This window comes from Polaribacter uvawellassae (genome assembly GCF_039748955.1).
In the GTDB taxonomy this organism is placed as follows: Bacteria; Bacteroidota; Bacteroidia; order Flavobacteriales; family Flavobacteriaceae; genus Polaribacter; species Polaribacter uvawellassae.
In genome coordinates this window covers 22,943-38,590 of sequence record NZ_JBDIZN010000008.1, presented here as the reverse complement: position 1 = coordinate 38,590, position 15,648 = coordinate 22,943, and the positions used below count along the sequence as shown (strand labels likewise).

Annotated in this window: 17 protein-coding genes and 1 tRNA gene; 7 read left to right on the top strand and 11 right to left on the bottom strand. The window is 29.6% G+C overall.

Annotated features, from left to right (window positions below):
* Positions 1–3: 3 nt before the first annotated feature.
* Positions 4–507 (top strand): GTP-binding protein, encoded by a 504-nt coding sequence (locus tag ABDX67_RS13030; protein WP_347175478.1) that lies wholly within the window; start codon positions 4–6, stop codon positions 505–507.
* Positions 508–509: 2 nt separating this feature from the next.
* Here ABDX67_RS13030 and era read toward each other — a convergent pair whose 3' ends face one another.
* Entirely contained in the window at positions 510–1,391 is an 882-nt protein-coding gene (era, locus tag ABDX67_RS13025; protein WP_347175477.1) for a GTPase Era, read from the bottom strand.
* A gap of 140 nt (positions 1,392–1,531) precedes the next feature.
* On the opposite strand from era, the gene ABDX67_RS13020 reads away from it, so the two are divergent.
* Positions 1,532–1,604 (top strand) — tRNA-Met (locus tag ABDX67_RS13020).
* Between the two features lie 153 nt (positions 1,605–1,757).
* Here ABDX67_RS13020 and ABDX67_RS13015 read toward each other — a convergent pair.
* Positions 1,758–2,765 (bottom strand): M20/M25/M40 family metallo-hydrolase, encoded by a 1,008-nt coding sequence (locus ABDX67_RS13015; RefSeq protein WP_347175475.1) that lies wholly within the window; start codon positions 2,763–2,765, stop codon positions 1,758–1,760.
* Between the two features lie 170 nt (positions 2,766–2,935).
* On the opposite strand from ABDX67_RS13015, the gene ABDX67_RS13010 reads away from it, so the two are divergent.
* Positions 2,936–3,898: a PorP/SprF family type IX secretion system membrane protein gene (locus ABDX67_RS13010; RefSeq protein ID WP_347175474.1), complete on the top strand. Its 963-nt coding sequence runs from the start codon at positions 2,936–2,938 to the stop codon at positions 3,896–3,898.
* 1 nt (position 3,899) lies between these two features.
* Here ABDX67_RS13010 and murI read toward each other — a convergent pair whose 3' ends face one another.
* The 8 genes from murI to ABDX67_RS12970 all read right to left on the bottom strand — a co-directional run bounded on the left by murI (position 3,900) and on the right by ABDX67_RS12970 (position 11,729).
* Positions 3,900–4,694 carry a glutamate racemase gene (gene murI / locus ABDX67_RS13005; protein ID WP_347175473.1) on the bottom strand — a complete coding sequence of 265 codons (795 nt, stop codon included), beginning with the start codon at positions 4,692–4,694 and terminating at the stop codon, positions 3,900–3,902.
* A gap of 69 nt (positions 4,695–4,763) precedes the next feature.
* The gene (locus ABDX67_RS13000) at positions 4,764–5,273 is read right to left on the bottom strand and encodes an OmpH/Skp family outer membrane protein (RefSeq protein ID WP_347175472.1); all 510 of its coding nucleotides are present in this window, start codon (positions 5,271–5,273) and stop codon (positions 4,764–4,766) included.
* Between the two features lie 36 nt (positions 5,274–5,309).
* On the bottom strand, positions 5,310–6,044 hold the full coding sequence (locus ABDX67_RS12995) for an OmpH/Skp family outer membrane protein (RefSeq protein ID WP_347175471.1): 735 nt from the start codon (positions 6,042–6,044) through the stop codon (positions 5,310–5,312).
* A gap of 68 nt (positions 6,045–6,112) precedes the next feature.
* Complete coding sequence (gene bamA, locus ABDX67_RS12990; RefSeq protein WP_347175470.1) at positions 6,113–8,638, bottom strand: outer membrane protein assembly factor BamA; 2,526 nt, start codon at positions 8,636–8,638, stop codon at positions 6,113–6,115.
* The gene (gene uppS, locus ABDX67_RS12985; protein ID WP_347175469.1) at positions 8,631–9,383 is read right to left on the bottom strand and encodes an undecaprenyl pyrophosphate synthase; all 753 of its coding nucleotides are present in this window, start codon (positions 9,381–9,383) and stop codon (positions 8,631–8,633) included. Before uppS ends, bamA begins: the two co-directional genes overlap by 8 nt.
* A 3-nt stretch (positions 9,384–9,386) precedes the next feature.
* Positions 9,387–10,064 carry a type IX secretion system protein PorG gene (gene porG / locus ABDX67_RS12980; RefSeq protein ID WP_347175468.1) on the bottom strand — a complete coding sequence of 226 codons (678 nt, stop codon included), beginning with the start codon at positions 10,062–10,064 and terminating at the stop codon, positions 9,387–9,389.
* Between the two features lie 105 nt (positions 10,065–10,169).
* Positions 10,170–11,069: an NAD kinase gene (locus ABDX67_RS12975; RefSeq protein ID WP_347175467.1), complete on the bottom strand. Its 900-nt coding sequence runs from the start codon at positions 11,067–11,069 to the stop codon at positions 10,170–10,172.
* 3 nt (positions 11,070–11,072) lie between these two features.
* Positions 11,073–11,729, bottom strand: a complete 657-nt coding sequence (locus tag ABDX67_RS12970; protein WP_347175466.1) for a CBS domain-containing protein — start codon at positions 11,727–11,729, stop codon at positions 11,073–11,075.
* A 73-nt stretch (positions 11,730–11,802) separates the two neighbouring features.
* Between ABDX67_RS12970 and ABDX67_RS12965 the strand changes: the two genes are divergently transcribed.
* Positions 11,803–12,525 (top strand): pyridoxine 5'-phosphate synthase, encoded by a 723-nt coding sequence (locus tag ABDX67_RS12965; RefSeq protein ID WP_347175465.1) that lies wholly within the window; start codon positions 11,803–11,805, stop codon positions 12,523–12,525.
* Positions 12,526–12,611: 86 nt separating this feature from the next.
* Positions 12,612–13,388 carry an alpha/beta fold hydrolase gene (locus ABDX67_RS12960; RefSeq protein ID WP_347175464.1) on the top strand — a complete coding sequence of 259 codons (777 nt, stop codon included), beginning with the start codon at positions 12,612–12,614 and terminating at the stop codon, positions 13,386–13,388.
* An 11-nt stretch (positions 13,389–13,399) separates the two neighbouring features.
* Here ABDX67_RS12960 and ABDX67_RS12955 read toward each other — a convergent pair whose 3' ends face one another.
* Positions 13,400–13,627, bottom strand: a complete 228-nt coding sequence (locus ABDX67_RS12955) for a hypothetical protein (protein WP_347175463.1) — start codon at positions 13,625–13,627, stop codon at positions 13,400–13,402.
* Between the two features lie 152 nt (positions 13,628–13,779).
* Between ABDX67_RS12955 and ABDX67_RS12950 the strand changes: the two genes are divergently transcribed.
* Both ABDX67_RS12950 and tig read left to right on the top strand, forming a co-directional pair.
* A complete protein-coding gene (locus ABDX67_RS12950) occupies positions 13,780–14,130 on the top strand; it encodes a phage holin family protein (RefSeq protein WP_347175462.1) in 351 nt (116 codons plus the stop codon).
* A gap of 94 nt (positions 14,131–14,224) precedes the next feature.
* The gene (gene tig, locus ABDX67_RS12945; RefSeq protein WP_347175461.1) at positions 14,225–15,547 is read left to right on the top strand and encodes a trigger factor; all 1,323 of its coding nucleotides are present in this window, start codon (positions 14,225–14,227) and stop codon (positions 15,545–15,547) included.
* The last annotated feature ends 101 nt before the right edge of the window (positions 15,548–15,648 follow it).

Genomic DNA, 15,648 nt, shown 5'->3' with positions numbered 1-15,648 from the left:
TTTATGAAAGAAAAAACAAGCAGCGAAGTTTTTTTAAGGCCAAGATTTACAATCGACTTAGAAGAAAATCCCGAAAAGATAATTCAAAAATTTACAACTATTTTAAAAGAAAAAGAATGCAAACATCCTAGTCGTTTTTCTGACGGACATATTATTATTGATGTTCCTAAAGAAGAAGAACATTTTTGGTCGCCTCAATTAAATCTAGAAATTGTTGAAATAGCAGAAAACAAAAGTATGCTTAAAGGACTTTTTGGACCAAAAGCACAAGTTTGGACCTTGTTTATGTTTATCCATTTTGTAGTTGGAATTGCATTTTTACTTTTTACAGTAATGCTATATGTAAAATGGAGTTTAGAAGAAGCGTTTATAATGCCACTTATGATGGTAATTTTTTTACCGTTACTTTGGTTAGTTTTATATTTTTTAGGAAGAATAGGTAAAAGTACTGGTCATAAACAAATGGATGATTTGCACAATTTAATGACTGTTATTTTAGAAAGCTAAAGTTATTCTTTATAGCCAAAACGCTTTAATTGATTTTTGTCGTTTCTCCAGTTTTTATTGACCTTTACATATAACTCCATAAAAACTTTTTTCTCAAAAAACAATTCTAAATCTTTTCTAGCTTCTGTACCAACACGTTTTATTGCAGCTCCTTTATGACCAATGATAATTCCTTTTTGAGTATCACGTTCAACCATTATTACAGATCTAATTCTAATAATTTTTTCTTCCTCAACAAACTCTTCTGTTTCTACTTCTACCGAATATGGAATTTCCTTTTTGTAATGCATCAGAATTTTTTCTCTAATCTTTTCATTTACAAAAAAGCGTTCAGGTTTGTCTGTTAATTGATCTTTTGGATAAAAAGCTGGGCTTTCAGGTAAAAGCTCAATAATTTTATTTAGAACAACATCAATATTAAACTTCTCTAATGCAGAAATAATAAATACTGATGCATTTGATACTTTTTCTGTCCAATACAAAAGTTTTTCTTCAACTTCATCTTGATTAGAAGTATCAATCTTATTTAATAATAAAATAACAGGAATTTTACTATTGATAATTCTATTAAAAAAGGCTTCGTTTTTTAACTCTTTTTCGCCCATTTCTACCATATACACTAGCACATCTGCATCATCAAAAGCAGACTTTACAAAATCCATCATAGATTCTTGTAATTGATATGCAGGTTGAATTATCCCTGGAGTATCAGAAAAAATTATTTGATAATTTTCATCATTTACAATTCCTAAAATACGGTGTCTTGTGGTTTGTGCTTTAGAGGTTATAATAGATAATTTCTCACCAACCAAGGCATTCATTAATGTTGATTTACCAACATTAGGATTTCCAATAATATTTACAAAACCTGCTTTATGTGTCATGTTGCAAAGATAGTTTGTTTTTTAATTTATCGACCTTTAAAAGATAGGATATTGTAGTTGAGTAGATTAAGATTATTTAAAATAAAAGTTGATTTTTTTTTGAAAGAAATAGAAAATGGTTGTATCTTTGCAGTCCAAATCGCGGGATAGAGCAGTAGGTAGCTCGTCGGGCTCATAACCCGAAGGTCATTGGTTCGAGTCCAATTCCCGCTACTAGTAAAAAAAAGTCAAAACTTAATTGTTTTGACTTTTTATCGTTTAAAGCAGATTGGACGAGAAATTTATACTGAGCGTAGACGAAGTGAGTCTAATACTCGCTACAAAAAAAACCTTCATTAAATTAGTGAAGGCTTTTTCTTTTTTTGTTTATTTCAAAAATGTGTCGTAATTTTCTATGGATTGAATAATTAATTTCACGGCTTCTACATAAAACGCTTGATTTATATTTTCAAAAGTATCTGTGTCTTTATGATAATCTTTATGATCTTCTACACCAAAATAAATAAACGGAATTTTCTCTTTGTGAAAAGATCTATGATCTGAAGAATTTGTCCAGTTTTGTTTTGTTTTATCATCTGGATCATCATGTCCAGATAATAAAGTAATTGAAGATTTTACCTTTGTTAAAGGCTCTTTTAAATGCGGATAATGAAATATACCACAGGCATATAATTCGTTTTTATCGTTTCGAGAAATCATATCCATATTAATATTTAAGACGATATTCTCTTTTCCTAAAGGAAAGTTTTTCACCAAATAAGCAGAACCATGCATTCCTGCTTCTTCAGCATCAACTGTTGCAAAAACTAAGGTATGATTTGGAGTTTTATCTTTAAAATAATCTGCAATTGTAATTACTGCTGCAGTTCCAGAAGCATCATCATCTGCGCCGTTATATATTTTTCCGTTTCTGATTCCTAAATGATCATGATGTCCAGTAATTACAATTACTTTGTCAGATTTTCCTTTTATCATGCTAATAACATTTCCACCGACAACTGTGGTGTCAGGCACATTTGCATCGTTTCTTTCTTTGCCTTTTACAGGAAACATACGTTGTCTTCTTGCGCCTTTATAAGTAGTTGTAAATTCTTGAATATATCCACTTTCTAAAACGGTTTCTAATTGCAATCTTTTAAATTCGTTCGCAATTAATTGTTGTGCTTTATAATTACCTGGTTTAGTAAAACCTCTTCCTTCTAAAGAATCGCTTGCTAATATTTTTATGTTATTTAGTAATTGCGCTTCATCAATTTTAATATTGTTTGATGTAGAAATAGTATTTAATTGATTTGGTAGTTTTGGTTCGTTAGATTTACATCCAACAAAAAGAAGTGTAAATATTAGGGCGAAAAAAGCAGCTTTAATTTTCATGTGATAAACAGTTTTGTGGTTGATTAAAGGATAAAGATAAAGAATAATAGAAATTAAAGTCAACATTTTTAAATAGAATTGGTTTTGGGAGTATTTTTTTAGTTAAAAAATGGAATCGTTAACTGAATATGTTATATTTGAAAGCTTAAAAAATAATAAAATACAACACTTTGCAAAGAGTACTAATTTTTCTTTTTTCCTTTTTTAGTTCTTTATCTCTTCTAGGTCAAGAAACATTGCCTATATATTCTGATTATTTGTCTGATAATGTTTTTTTAATTCATCCATCGGCAGCAGGAATTGGAAATACTGGAAAAATTAGGTTAACCGGAAGAAAACAATGGCAAGGTGTAGATAATGCTCCAGAATTACAAACCTTAAGTTTTCACAATAGATTCGGAGAAAAAGCAGCTTTAGGATTTGTTGTTTTTAATGATAAAAATGGATATCATTCTCAAAAAGGAATTCAAGCTAGTTATGCGTATCACTTAAATATTGGTAACGGAAGTGTATTTGAGCAATTATCGTTTGGTTTGTCTGCAACAGCGGTTCAAAACCAATCTGATCAAAGAACTTTTTTTGGAGACAGAACTGTTCAGCAACTTATAGAAAGCACAAGTTATTTTAATGCCGATTTTAGTGTTTCATATCATAAAGCTGGTTTTTCATCTTATTTTACTGTAAAAAATTTATTGCTTTCTGCTAAAAACAATTTAAATAATAGCTTAGAACCGTTAGACTTAAGAAATTATATTTTTAGTGCAGGGTATTATTTTGAGTATAGAGATGTTGTAAACTTAGAGCCTTCTTTTATGTTGCAATTACGAGAAGGAACAGGTGAAGCAATTGCAGATTTTAATATTAAAGCGTACAAAAACTTTAATAAAGCTCAACTTTGGGCAGCATTATCTTACAGAAGAAGTTTTGATAATGGAGCAATAGAAAACTTAAATTATCTTTCTCCAATTGTTGGTGTAAACTACAATCAAATGATGATTTCTTATACTTTTACAAAACAACTAGGCGATATTGTATTTTCTGATACTGGTTATCATCAAATTACTTTAGGAATAAATGTTTTCCAAAAAAGACAAAGAGCAGCAGCTTGTCCTAATATTAATGGTTCATTCTAAGCTAGAAGTCTAATTTTTCAACACTATAATTTTGATTGTTTCCTAAAACTAATTCCAACACTTTTGTGGTTGTGTTAGTGTAAAATATGTGATTGGTTTTTAAGTTCTGAATATTTAATAAATTATATTCTTCTAAAACTCTTTTAGTCTGTTTTGCAACTGCTTGACCAGAATCGATTATCGTTATATCAGTTCCAATTATTTCTTGTATTTGAGGTATTAAATACGGATAATGAGTACAACCTAAAACCAGATAATCTATATTATGTTTTAGTAATTTTTGTAAATGATTGGTTAATAACAGAGTCATTTCTTTAGAAACTAATTGTCCATTTTCAATCAGTTCTACCAAACCTTCACCAACTTGTTCTATTATAGAAACTTCTTGACTTATTTTGTTTGATGTTGTTGCGAATAAGCTACTATTTAAAGTTCCTTTTGTTGCTAAAATGCCAATGTTTTTTGTTTTGGTATTTATGGATGCAGGTTTAATTGCAGGTTCAATTCCTATAAATGGAATAGTATAATTAGTTCTTAAATATTCAATAGCATTTGTTGTAGCTGTGTTACAAGCAACAACAATTAACTTGCAGTTTTTTTTGAGTAAGAGTTCTGTGTTTTTTATAGATAATTCTAGTATTTTTTCTTCAGATTTTTGACCATAAGGCGCATTTTTACTGTCTGCTAAATAGATGGTGTTTTCATTTGGTAAAAGTTGTTGTATTTCTTTCCAAATTGATGTACCACCAATACCAGAATCAAAAACGCCAATAGGTTGTGCAGAAGCTGTATTCATATCCTAACAAAAATAAAAAAACCTACTTAGTAAAGTAGGTTTTTTTGATTTATAATTAAGTATATTTCTTTAGAATCCTAATTTAGCTTTTACAGCATCATAAATATCTGTCCCTTTTTCAAAGATAATTAAACCTCCACCTGGAGCAGAATTAAATACATAAACCAATCCTTTTGCAGCAGCAACATCTGCAATTGCTTTTTGAGCTTTTTCGTAAATTGGGTTTTTCAACTCAATTTCTTTTTTTCTTAATTCTTGAGTAGCTATTTGTTCTGCTTGTTGAATTTTTGCAGCATCACTTTGTAATTCTGCTTTTCTTCTAGCGTTTGTTTCTGGAGTTTGAGCATTCTCTTCAGCAGCATATCTTTGTGCTTTAGTTTGATAAGCTTTTATATTAGCTTCAATATCATCTTTATATGTTTTTTGAATCTTCTCTAGCTCAGAGTTTGCTTTTTTAGTGTCAGGCATGTTTTGCACTAACTTTGCAGTGTCTATATGACCGATTTTCTGTGCATTGGCAACTCCTACTACACCTAACATAAATACAGCTATTAATAATAACTTTTTAAATTGTTTCATTTCTCCTTGTTTTAATTTTAATTTATTTATTCGTTGTTATTTATTCTTTTCTTTCTTCTTTTTTGCGGCATTCTTTTTATCTAAAAGTAATTTTCTCTTAGCGTCTCTTTCTTTTATTTTAGCGTCTCTTTTAGCTTGAATTGCTTTTTTTTGCTCTTCAATTTTCTTAAGCCTAGCTTGTTTTATCGCTTCTAATTTTTCTTGTACTGCTGTTTTCTTAGCAGTAATATTGTCTTTTGTCGTTTTAATTTTTCGATCTTTAACAATGCTTGCTAAAACGAGTTCGCTAATATCGTATTTTTTATTTGAATATAACATGACTAATTCGCTAGATTTATCTAAAACAAAGTCATATTTTTTTCTTTTTGCAATACTTTGAACAGAATTATATACCAAATCTTGAATTGGCTTAACCAATTGCTTTCTTAATAAGAATAAATCTCCTTGCGGTCCAAAATATAAAGATTCTAATCTTGCTAGTTCTTCTTTCTTTATTGTAATGTCTTCTTCTCTTTCTTCAATTAAATCTTTTGTTAAGATCGCTTTTTCGTTTGCTAAATCTGTTTTTAAAACTTCAATATGTCTCTCTAATTTTGACAGTTTACCTTTCCATTCTTCTACTTTAACATTCAAATTATTCTGTGCTTTTACATATTCTGGAACATTCTCTAAGATATATTCCATATCTATATAAGCTAAATTTTGACCTTTTTGTGCAATGCTATTTTGTATTGTAAACAAAAGAACGATTAATACGAATATTTTTTTCATCTTTAATAGTTTTTGTTTTGAAAAAACCATGCCAAAAATAGAATACATTGCCAATTAGTATCTAATTTTTAGAACTGTCTTCCAATAATAAAATGTGTTTGCCAACCAGATATTGGAGCATTTGGCGAGTTGTTGTATATTGGTAATGCATCATAACCATGAGCAAAATCAATTCCTAACAACCCAAATGCTGGCATAAAAATACGTATCCCAAGACCGGCAGACCTTTTTAATTCAAACGGATTATAACTATTAAAATTGTCATAAGAATTTCCAGCTTCTAAAAACCCTAAAGTATAAATAGAAGCAGAAGGTTTGTCTGTTATAGAATAACGTAGCTCTAATTGAAATTTATTATATATTGTTCCTCCTTGAATTGAAGATAACTGGCTGTTTTCGTATCCTCTTAATCCAATAGTTTCTCTACCATCTAATTGATAAGCCGCTAATCCATCACCACCAACAAAAAACCTTTCGAATGGTGTTGCACCAACTTTACTGCTGTAGTTTCCTAAGAATCCACCTTCAGCATTCATCATTAAAACAAGCTTATCTGTAAATGCTGTGTACCATTTACCTTTAAAACTTAACTTGTAATATTCCATCCATTTATACTTTTCAGCTAAACTAATGTTGGAATAATCTTTTCCGTTAACTAATGAATAAGGAAATGTTAATTTTGCACCAATACTAAATTCTGACCCATAAGTTGGGAAAATTAATGATGGTCCTGCAGAATTTCTAATTAGCTGAATGTTGTATGATAAATTATTTAAATTAGCGTTGCTTAAAATATCTGTTCCAACTCTAAAACCATAATTGTTTAGGCTAAAGTTTTGATAACTGATAGATTGTGAAAGTTGAAAATAATCGTCTGGCCATTGTAATCTTTTTCCTAAACCTAAAGTAACCCCAACAATACTTAAATTTTGATCTTTATCTACAACTCCAGTTCTATAATCGTATTGATATTGATTTGAGTTATAAATTGAGAATGAAAAAGATTGTGGTTTTTTACCACCTAACCAAGGCTCTGTAAATGAAAAACTATACGTACTATATGTTCTACTTGCTTGTAAACGTAAAGATAGTTTTTGACCATCACCAGTTGGTAAAGGCTTGTAAGCTTCTTTTTTAAACATGTTTCTGATTGCAAAATTATTAAACGATAAACCTAACGTTCCAATAAATGCACCACCACCATAACCACCTTGTAATTCAATTTGGCTACCGCCTTTTTCTGTAACTGTAAAATCAATATCAGCAGTCTTATTTTGCCAATCTGGTTTTACTTCTGGAGTTACATTTGTGTCAAAAAATCCTAATTGACCAATTTCTCTAATAGATCTAATAATTTGAGCACGGTTAAATAAATCTCCTGGCTTAACTCTTAATTCTCTATAAATAACGTGGTCATTTGTTTTTTCGTTACCAATAACTGTTACTTTTTTAATCGTTGCTTTTTCGTCTTCACGAATTCTAATTTCTACAGTAATAGAATCGTTTACAACTTTTGTTTCAACAGCGTTTACAGAAGCAAACAAAAAACCGTTATTATGATATAATGTTTGTAAATCTTGAGAATTAGGTGTGTTATCGCCACTTACTCGTTCTTTTAAAACAGTTCCATTATAAATGTCACCTTTATCAATACCAAGTATTCTTGATAATTGATCTACAGTAAAATTTTTGTTACCAACATAGTTAATATCACTAAAGTAGTATTGTCTACCTTCTTCAACTTCAATTTCTAAGCTAATTGTATTGTCGTCATTCCAAACAAGTTTATCGCCTAAAATACGTGCATCTCTATATCCTTTTCGGCTGTATTTTTCTAAGATACTCTCTAAGTCTTCTCTGTAATTATCTTCTATATATTTTGAAGATTTCCAAAATCTACCAAACATTTTTTCTTTGGTATTGCTCATTGCTTTTCTAAGTTTTCTGTCAGAAAACTCTTTATTTCCAGTAAAAGAAATGTTTTTTATTTTAATACGAGTTCCTCTATCTATATGAACATCCATATTAACAACATTAATATCAGAAGTGTCTTTTGATGTGTTTATAGAAACTTTGGTTTTTAAAAACCCTTTATCTGTAAATTTCTTTTTAAAGTAATTGGTAGAGGTAACAATTAAATTGTCTGTTACCATTGCACCAGTTTTAAGGTCAGTTTCTTTTGTTAATTCTTTTCTTTTTGATTTTTTAATCCCCGAAAAAGTAACTTGATTTAACTGTGGTAATTCTGTTACATTAAATTGTAAATACACGGTATTACCATCAATTTTTGCTAGGTATACATCAACATCGCTAAATTGCTTACTGTCGTATAATTTTTTAATGGCGCTCGTTAATTTATCTCCTGGGAGTTTAATCATTTGTCCATTTCTTAAACCAGTAAATATTTTTACTGTTTCTTCGCTAAACTTTTTTAAACCAGTAACTGTAATTCCTCCTAAAATATATTCTTGTCCTTTTACATAAGGTATATTTGTAGGAATTGTGTCCTTAGATGATGTATTATTGGTTTGTCCGTTAACATTTACAGTTAAAAAACTTAATAATAATAGTACTACAATAGTATACTTACTCATTTGGTGTTTCAATTTGTTCGCTTGTTTTACCAAAGCGTCGTTCTCTATTTTGATATTCAATTATTGCGTCAAAAAAATCGCTTTTTCTAAAATCTGGCCAAAGTATATTTGTAAAATATAACTCGGCATAAGCCATTTGCCACAATAAAAAGTTACTGATGCGTTGTTCGCCACTAGTGCGAATCATTAAATCAACATCGGGCAAATTAAATGTATATAAATGATTATTAATAACTTTTTCGTCAATTTCTTCTATTTGAAGTTCGTTATTAACAACTTTTTTAGATATGTTTTTGATAGTATTAACAATTTCTTCTCTTGAACCATAACTTAAGGCCATAGTTAAAGTTATTTTAGAATTGTTTTTTGTTGCTTCAATAACTTCGGATAACGCTTTTTGGGCTTTAGTAGGTAAACTATTAACACTTCCAATTGAAATTACTTTAACTCCGTTTTCTTGAAAACTGGATAGTTCTTTTTTTAATGAAGTAACTAGTAAGTTCATTAAAGCATTTACTTCCATTTTTGGTCGCTTCCAATTTTCTGTAGAAAATGCATAAAGTGTAATAACTTTTACATTAATTTCAGCTGCAGCTTCTATAGATTCTCTTACTGCTGTTAAGGCATTTCTATGTCCAAAAACACGTTCCATACCTTTACCTTTAGCCCAACGCCCATTGCCATCCATAATAATGGCAACATGTTGTGGTACTTTTTGTAAATTAATGTGTAGTTTTTTATCCATATATTATCTTAAATCTACATAACAAGCTGGTCTTCCAAAAGCATATACTAAAGAAATTCCAGTAAACATATACCAATCGTTAGAGTTTCCTCCGAAATTTAATGAAGGTATGTTACTTGTTGTATAATCTAAATCATCTGTAAACGTATATCTTATTCTTGTTTCTAATGAAAATCCAACATTATCTCCTAATTTTCCTTTAAATCCTAATCCAAACGGTATTGCATATGAGATTTTTGTTTTTAAATTGTATTGTCCTGGAATAATTTCAGACTCAACACTATCATAACCAAATGCTGCAACTTCTAATAAAATATACGGTGTGTATATCTTATCTTCTGAAGTCATATCATATTCAAAAAAATTATATTCAACTCCAATAGCTACTTCTTTTATTGAATTATTAAACTTAAAGTTTCTATTTACTCTTACTAAATTTGATGATTCTGAATCGTCACCATTTATTGGTAAATAACTTAAAGTACCTCTTAAAGCAACTCTTGGGTTTAAATTGTGTTTATAAATAAGGCTTGCAGCAAAGTTGTTTGGATAAATATAAGTTGATCTTCCTACATCTCCAACATAATTACTACCCCCAATAAACACCCCAATTTCATTTATTTGGCTCCATGATATACTTGTAACACAAATAAATACTATTGCTAAAAATTGTTTCTTCATCTTAAAAAATAGCGTGCAAATATAGTTAATTCAATTTGCTTTATAAAGTTAATAACTTGTCTTTTTTGAATAACTATTATTTTAGGGAAATATTGTAGTGTGTTATTAATGTTTAAGGTTGTTTCTAGTATCTTCTCCCCACAATAATTTACTTCTTAAAGTATTTAAAAAAGATTGATTGGTAAGTGCAATTGTTTTAATAGTGAAACTAGCTTTTTCGATAAAAATTTGAGTATTCTCATTTATTGTTGCAATTCTAGAATCTAAAGACATTAAAAATGTGTCTTCTCTACCACTTACTTCTAGTTTAATTTTTGTGTTTTCTGAAATAACTAAAGGTCTAGCATTTAGGTTATGCGGTGCGATTGGTGTAATTACTAAACTTTTAGAATCTGGTAAAACAACTGGGCCGTTGCAACTTAATGAATATCCTGTAGAGCCAGTTGGAGTAGAAATAATTAGCCCATCTGCCCAATAGTTTGTTAGATATTCATCATCTAAAAATGTTTTTACTCCAATCATAGAAGTGGTGTTTTTTCTAGCAACTGTAACTTCGTTTAGAGCAAAATTAATTTCAGAAAGTTCTTCTATTTTCGGTGTTGTTTTTACGCTTAAAAGAGTTCTTTCTTGAATTTTATATTCTTTTTGTAATAACAATTCTACAACTTGCTTAATCTCTTCTTTTTGGATGATTGCCAAAAAACCAAGTCTTCCTGTATTAATACCCAATACAGGGATGTTTAAATTTCTGATATATGTTATAGATCTTAATATAGTTCCGTCTCCACCGATTGTAAAAAATAAATCAAACGAATTATTTAAATCATTAAAATGAGAAAATGTTGGATATTTTTTTGGCAATAAATTTTCTTTCTGAAAAAGAGTATAAAATTCTTTTTCAAAGAAAATAACGATTTTTTTTTCTTGCAAAACGTCAATCAATAACAATACTTCATTAATTGAGTTTGTGTTGTATGATTGACCGTAGATTGCTACTTTTTTCATTGATTAGGTATTTAAGAATTTTTGTAGATAATCTGATCTATTTTTTAATTCTTCCAAGTAAAAATCATCTTTATGTTCGCTAATAATAGTATAATCATAACGTCTAAAAGTTTGAATAATTTCATTAATTTCTTGTGATGAAATTTTAAGCGTAACTTCTACTTTATCGCTAGATCTTTTCGATTCGTAAGCTCCTAAAACAATTCCGTTGTTTGACTCAATTATTTGAGATACTTCGCTCATCGTATAATCTTTTGTGCTTTTTTCAATCACCAAAACAACACCTTCAGTATTTAAAAAAGGTGTTTGAGAAAATTCATCTAAAACATCATTAAGATCAAGGTAGCCAAGATATTCTTGATTTGTAATTACCGGAAGAATGTTAGTTTCATTATCCGCAAAAATCTTTAATACTTCTAGTAAAGATTCGTTGTTGTTTGTTTGAAAGTGTTCAAATATATCTACAGATTCTTTCAAAATCTCTTCCTTATTATCTATCGTTAAAACATCAGCTTGAGAAATACAACCAACATAATGTGTATTTTCTACAACAGGAATATGCGTAATCGGATAGGTTTCGCAAAGTTTTAGCGCCTCTTTAACAGTGCTTTGCGTTGTTAAAGGCGTAAAATCATTTAATATGTATTCTGTAATATTCATTCGTTACGAATATAAGATAAAAAGGCTAATAATTTTTGATGAAAACTGTACTTTTGTGCTTTAGTTTTATATTATGGCAAAGTTAAGTGTAAATGTAAATAAAATAGCAACGTTACGTAATTCTCGTGGCGGCGATGTTCCAAATTTGTTAAAAGTTGCTTCGGATATTGAGTCTTTTGGTGCAGAAGGAATTACCATTCATCCAAGACCAGATGAGCGTCATATTCGTTATCAAGACGCGTATGATTTAAAAGAAATTGTTAAAACAGAATTCAATATTGAAGGAAATCCGATTCCGAAATTTATGGAAATGGTTTTGGCAATTAAACCAACACAAGTAACGTTAGTTCCTGATAGTGTTGATACGTTGACTTCAAATGCAGGTTGGGATACCATTACAAATCAATCTTTTTTGCAAGAAGTAATTTCTGAGTTTAAAAATGCCGGAATTAGAACTTCAATTTTTATTGATACAGATTTAAAACTGATTGAAGCAGCTGCAAAAACAGGTGCAGACCGAATAGAATTGTACACAGAAGAATTTGCAACTCAGTTTGATTTAGGAAATAAAAATGCCATAAAACCATATACAGAAGCAGCAATTTTGGCGCACAATTTAGGTTTAGGAATTAATGCTGGACACGATTTAAGTTTAGAAAACATTCAGTTTTTTAAAGAAAACATTCCAAATTTAGCTGAAGTTTCTATTGGTCATGCGCTAATTTCTGAATCGTTGTATTTAGGATTAGAAAATGTGGTAAATATGTATTTACAGAGATTAAAGTCTAATGGCTAAAGTAGAAAGGATAATTTTTTGGTCGAGCAGAGTCGAGAGGTTGATTTAGGTCTCGACTCTGCTCGACCTGACAAATAACAAAAGAAATGTCAAAAAAACAAATATTACATTCTAGAATTCTTGGAGAAGGAAAACCCATATTAATTTTACACGGTTATTTTGGCAATGGCGATAATTGGAAATCAATAGGAAATAAATTGTCAGATACTTTTCAGGTTCATTTAATAGATCAAAGAAATCACGGTCGTAGTTTTCATGCAGATGCATTTGATTACGAATTAATGGTAGAAGATTTATACCATTATATAGAGCATCATCAATTAGAAAAAGCACATCTTTTAGGACATTCTATGGGCGGAAAAACTGTAATGCTTTTTGCAGTTGAATATCCAGAATTGGTAGATAAATTAATGGTTGCAGACATTTCGCCAAGAATGTACAAGCCACATCATCAAGATATTTTAGATGCTTTAAATTCTATTGATTTTACAAAGCAAACTTCAAGAGCTTTGGTGGATGAAAAACTTGCAGAAAAAATCTCAGAAGTTGGAGTTCGTCAATTTTTAGCACAAAATATTTATTGGAAAGAAAAAGGAAAATTAGATTTCCGTTTTAATCTCAAATCTTTAACAGAAAATAATGATGAAATAGGTGCAGCTTTACCTTCTTTTACCCTTTTTGATGGAGAAACTTTGTTTTTAAAAGGAGAAAATTCTGGTTATATTTCTTCTAGAGAAGAGCCAATAATTAACGCGCATTTTCCGAATCATAAAATTGTAACCATAAAAAATGCAGGACATTGGCTACATGCCGAAAACCCTACAGATTTTTTAAATGCTGTTGAAAGTTTTCTGAAACTATAAAAGCAAAAATATTATTGCTTTGGTCTGTAAATTGCTCCAGTAGCAAAATCAACAATTGTACCTGGTAAAAATAAAATAATGTCTGCAATTAAAGCAATAACTCTAACTTCTCTTTGAGGTTCTCCTGGCGCAGGTTTTGTTTTTTGATATTCAGTAACTGGTCCGCCAAGAAGTGTTGCGCAACCTGTCATAGACAAAGCTAAAAAGCAAATAAGTGTAATCTTAACTATTTTTTTCATAATATTAGTTTAGTGCAAAGTACAACCTTATCGTTAAAAAACTGACAAAATGTTTCATTTTAATAACTTAGCACAAGGTTATCTGCCGTTTTATCAGTAAAATAACTTTGGCTTACTTTTCGTACAACTCATTTAAATTAAAACAGTTAAAAATGAATTTTCTTATTAAAGTGCTATTAACAGCAGTTGCTGTTTTTGTTTTAGCGGCAATTTTACCTGGAGTTGAAGTTGCAAATTATGTGACTGCAATTTGGGTTGCATTTGCAATAGCAGTTTTAAACATGTTTGTTCGTCCGCTTTTAATCTTTTTTACATTGCCAGCAACCATAGTAACACTTGGTTTGTTTCTATTTGTAATAAATGCAATCATTATTCTGCTAGCTGCTAATTTGGTTGGCGGATTTTTAGTGTCGAGTTTTTTCTCTGCATTATTGTTTAGTATTTTACTTTCTATATTTAGATCAGCATTATTTAAATTGATAAAAGAGGAAAAAAGAGAATAAAGAATATAACTGAAATTGAAGTGTTTAAACCTTTGCAGAGTTGCTAAAAATCACTAATTTTGCAGCCAATTTTTTAAGATTATAATTTTATATTATGAATATTACCAAAGAAAACGTAGATGCATTAAATGCAGTTGTTAAAGTTGATATTGTTGCAGAAGACTATCAAACTAAAGTAACAGAAGTATTACAAGATTACCGTAAAAAAGCAGACATTCCTGGATTTAGAAAAGGGCATGTGCCAATGGGAATGGTAAAAAAACAATACGGAAAATCTATCATGATAGATGAAGTTAACAAATTACTACAAGAATCTTTAAATAAATTCTTAACAGAAGAGAAACTAGATATATTAGGAAATCCACTACCAAGAGTTCAAGATGATTTTTCTTGGGATACAGAAACTTTTACTTTTGAATTCGAATTAGGATTAGCTCCAGAATTTACAGTAGATTTATCAGCAAAAAAGAAAATAACGCAATATAATATTGTTGCAGACGATGCTTTAATTGATAAAGAAGTAGAAAATTTACAATCTCGTTACGGAAAAATGAACGCTGTTGATGCAGTAACAGAAAATGCAAACGTAACCGGAACTTTTGTAAACGAAGAAAAAGAAATCAATAAAAAAACTACGATTTCTTTAGCTGATATTAAAGGAAAAACAAACTTAAAAAAGTTTGTCGGTGCTAAAGTTGGTGATGTTTTAGAGTTGAAAACAAAAGGATTGTTTTCTGATGATCATAAATTAGAAGGTGCATTAGGTTTATCTCACGATGAAATTCACGGCTTAGATATTAAAGTTTCTTTTACTATTGAAGAAATTACTGTAACAGAATTAGCAGATTTAGATCAAGAATTGTTTGATAAATTATTTTCTGATGGAAGCGTAAAGTCTGTAACAGAGTTAAGAAACAGAATTAAAGAAGACGCAGAAAAGCAATTCTTAGCGCAAGGTGATCAACAATTATTAAATGCAGTAACAGAATATTTAGTAGAAAATACAAAGTTCGATTTACCAGCAGAATTTTTACAAAAATGGTTGGCTACAGCAGGAGAAAGAGAAATGACTGCTGAAGAAGCTGCTGAAGAATATGCAAAATCAGAAAAAGGATTGCGTTATCAATTAATCGAAGGTAAGATTATGAAAGATAACGACATCAAATTAGATTATGCTGAATTGGTTGATTATGCAAAAGGATTTATCAGAACGCAAATGGCACAATTTGGTAATATGAATCCAGAAGAAAAAGAATTGGACGATATTGCTGCAAGAATCTTAGGAAACCAAGACGAAGCAAAACGTTTACAAGAGCAATTAATTTCACATAAATTATTGACTTTCTATAAAGAAAACATCACATTTAAAACAAAAGAAGTTACTTACGAAAACTTTATCAAAGAGGTTTACAAGTAACAGTTTATAAAAAGAATGTCATTTCGAGCGGAGTCGAGAAATCTCATTTTTAAATAAAAAAATCAAGAATATCAAAAACTCCTTTACTAATTAAAGGAGTT

Bases quoted from the DNA above. Each gene is read 5' to 3' on its own strand.
- ABDX67_RS13030 (WP_347175478.1), top strand. From the start codon at position 4: ATGAAAGAAAAAACAAGCAGCGAAGTTTTTTTAAGGCCAAGATTTACA.
- era (WP_347175477.1), bottom strand. From the start codon at position 1,391: ATGACACATAAAGCAGGTTTTGTAAATATTATTGGAAATCCTAATGTT.
- ABDX67_RS13015 (WP_347175475.1), bottom strand. From the start codon at position 2,765: ATGAAAATTAAAGCTGCTTTTTTCGCCCTAATATTTACACTTCTTTTT.
- murI (WP_347175473.1), bottom strand. From the start codon at position 4,694: ATGAATACAGCTTCTGCACAACCTATTGGCGTTTTTGATTCTGGTATT.
- ABDX67_RS13000 (WP_347175472.1), bottom strand. From the start codon at position 5,273: ATGAAACAATTTAAAAAGTTATTATTAATAGCTGTATTTATGTTAGGT.
- ABDX67_RS12995 (WP_347175471.1), bottom strand. From the start codon at position 6,044: ATGAAAAAAATATTCGTATTAATCGTTCTTTTGTTTACAATACAAAAT.
- bamA (WP_347175470.1), bottom strand. From the start codon at position 8,638: ATGAGTAAGTATACTATTGTAGTACTATTATTATTAAGTTTTTTAACT.
- uppS (WP_347175469.1), bottom strand. From the start codon at position 9,383: ATGGATAAAAAACTACACATTAATTTACAAAAAGTACCACAACATGTT.
- porG (WP_347175468.1), bottom strand. From the start codon at position 10,064: ATGAAGAAACAATTTTTAGCAATAGTATTTATTTGTGTTACAAGTATA.
- ABDX67_RS12975 (WP_347175467.1), bottom strand. From the start codon at position 11,069: ATGAAAAAAGTAGCAATCTACGGTCAATCATACAACACAAACTCAATT.
- ABDX67_RS12970 (WP_347175466.1), bottom strand. From the start codon at position 11,729: ATGAATATTACAGAATACATATTAAATGATTTTACGCCTTTAACAACG.
- ABDX67_RS12965 (WP_347175465.1), top strand. From the start codon at position 11,803: ATGGCAAAGTTAAGTGTAAATGTAAATAAAATAGCAACGTTACGTAAT.
- ABDX67_RS12960 (WP_347175464.1), top strand. From the start codon at position 12,612: ATGTCAAAAAAACAAATATTACATTCTAGAATTCTTGGAGAAGGAAAA.
- ABDX67_RS12955 (WP_347175463.1), bottom strand. From the start codon at position 13,627: ATGAAAAAAATAGTTAAGATTACACTTATTTGCTTTTTAGCTTTGTCT.
- ABDX67_RS12950 (WP_347175462.1), top strand. From the start codon at position 13,780: ATGAATTTTCTTATTAAAGTGCTATTAACAGCAGTTGCTGTTTTTGTT.
- tig (WP_347175461.1), top strand. From the start codon at position 14,225: ATGAATATTACCAAAGAAAACGTAGATGCATTAAATGCAGTTGTTAAA.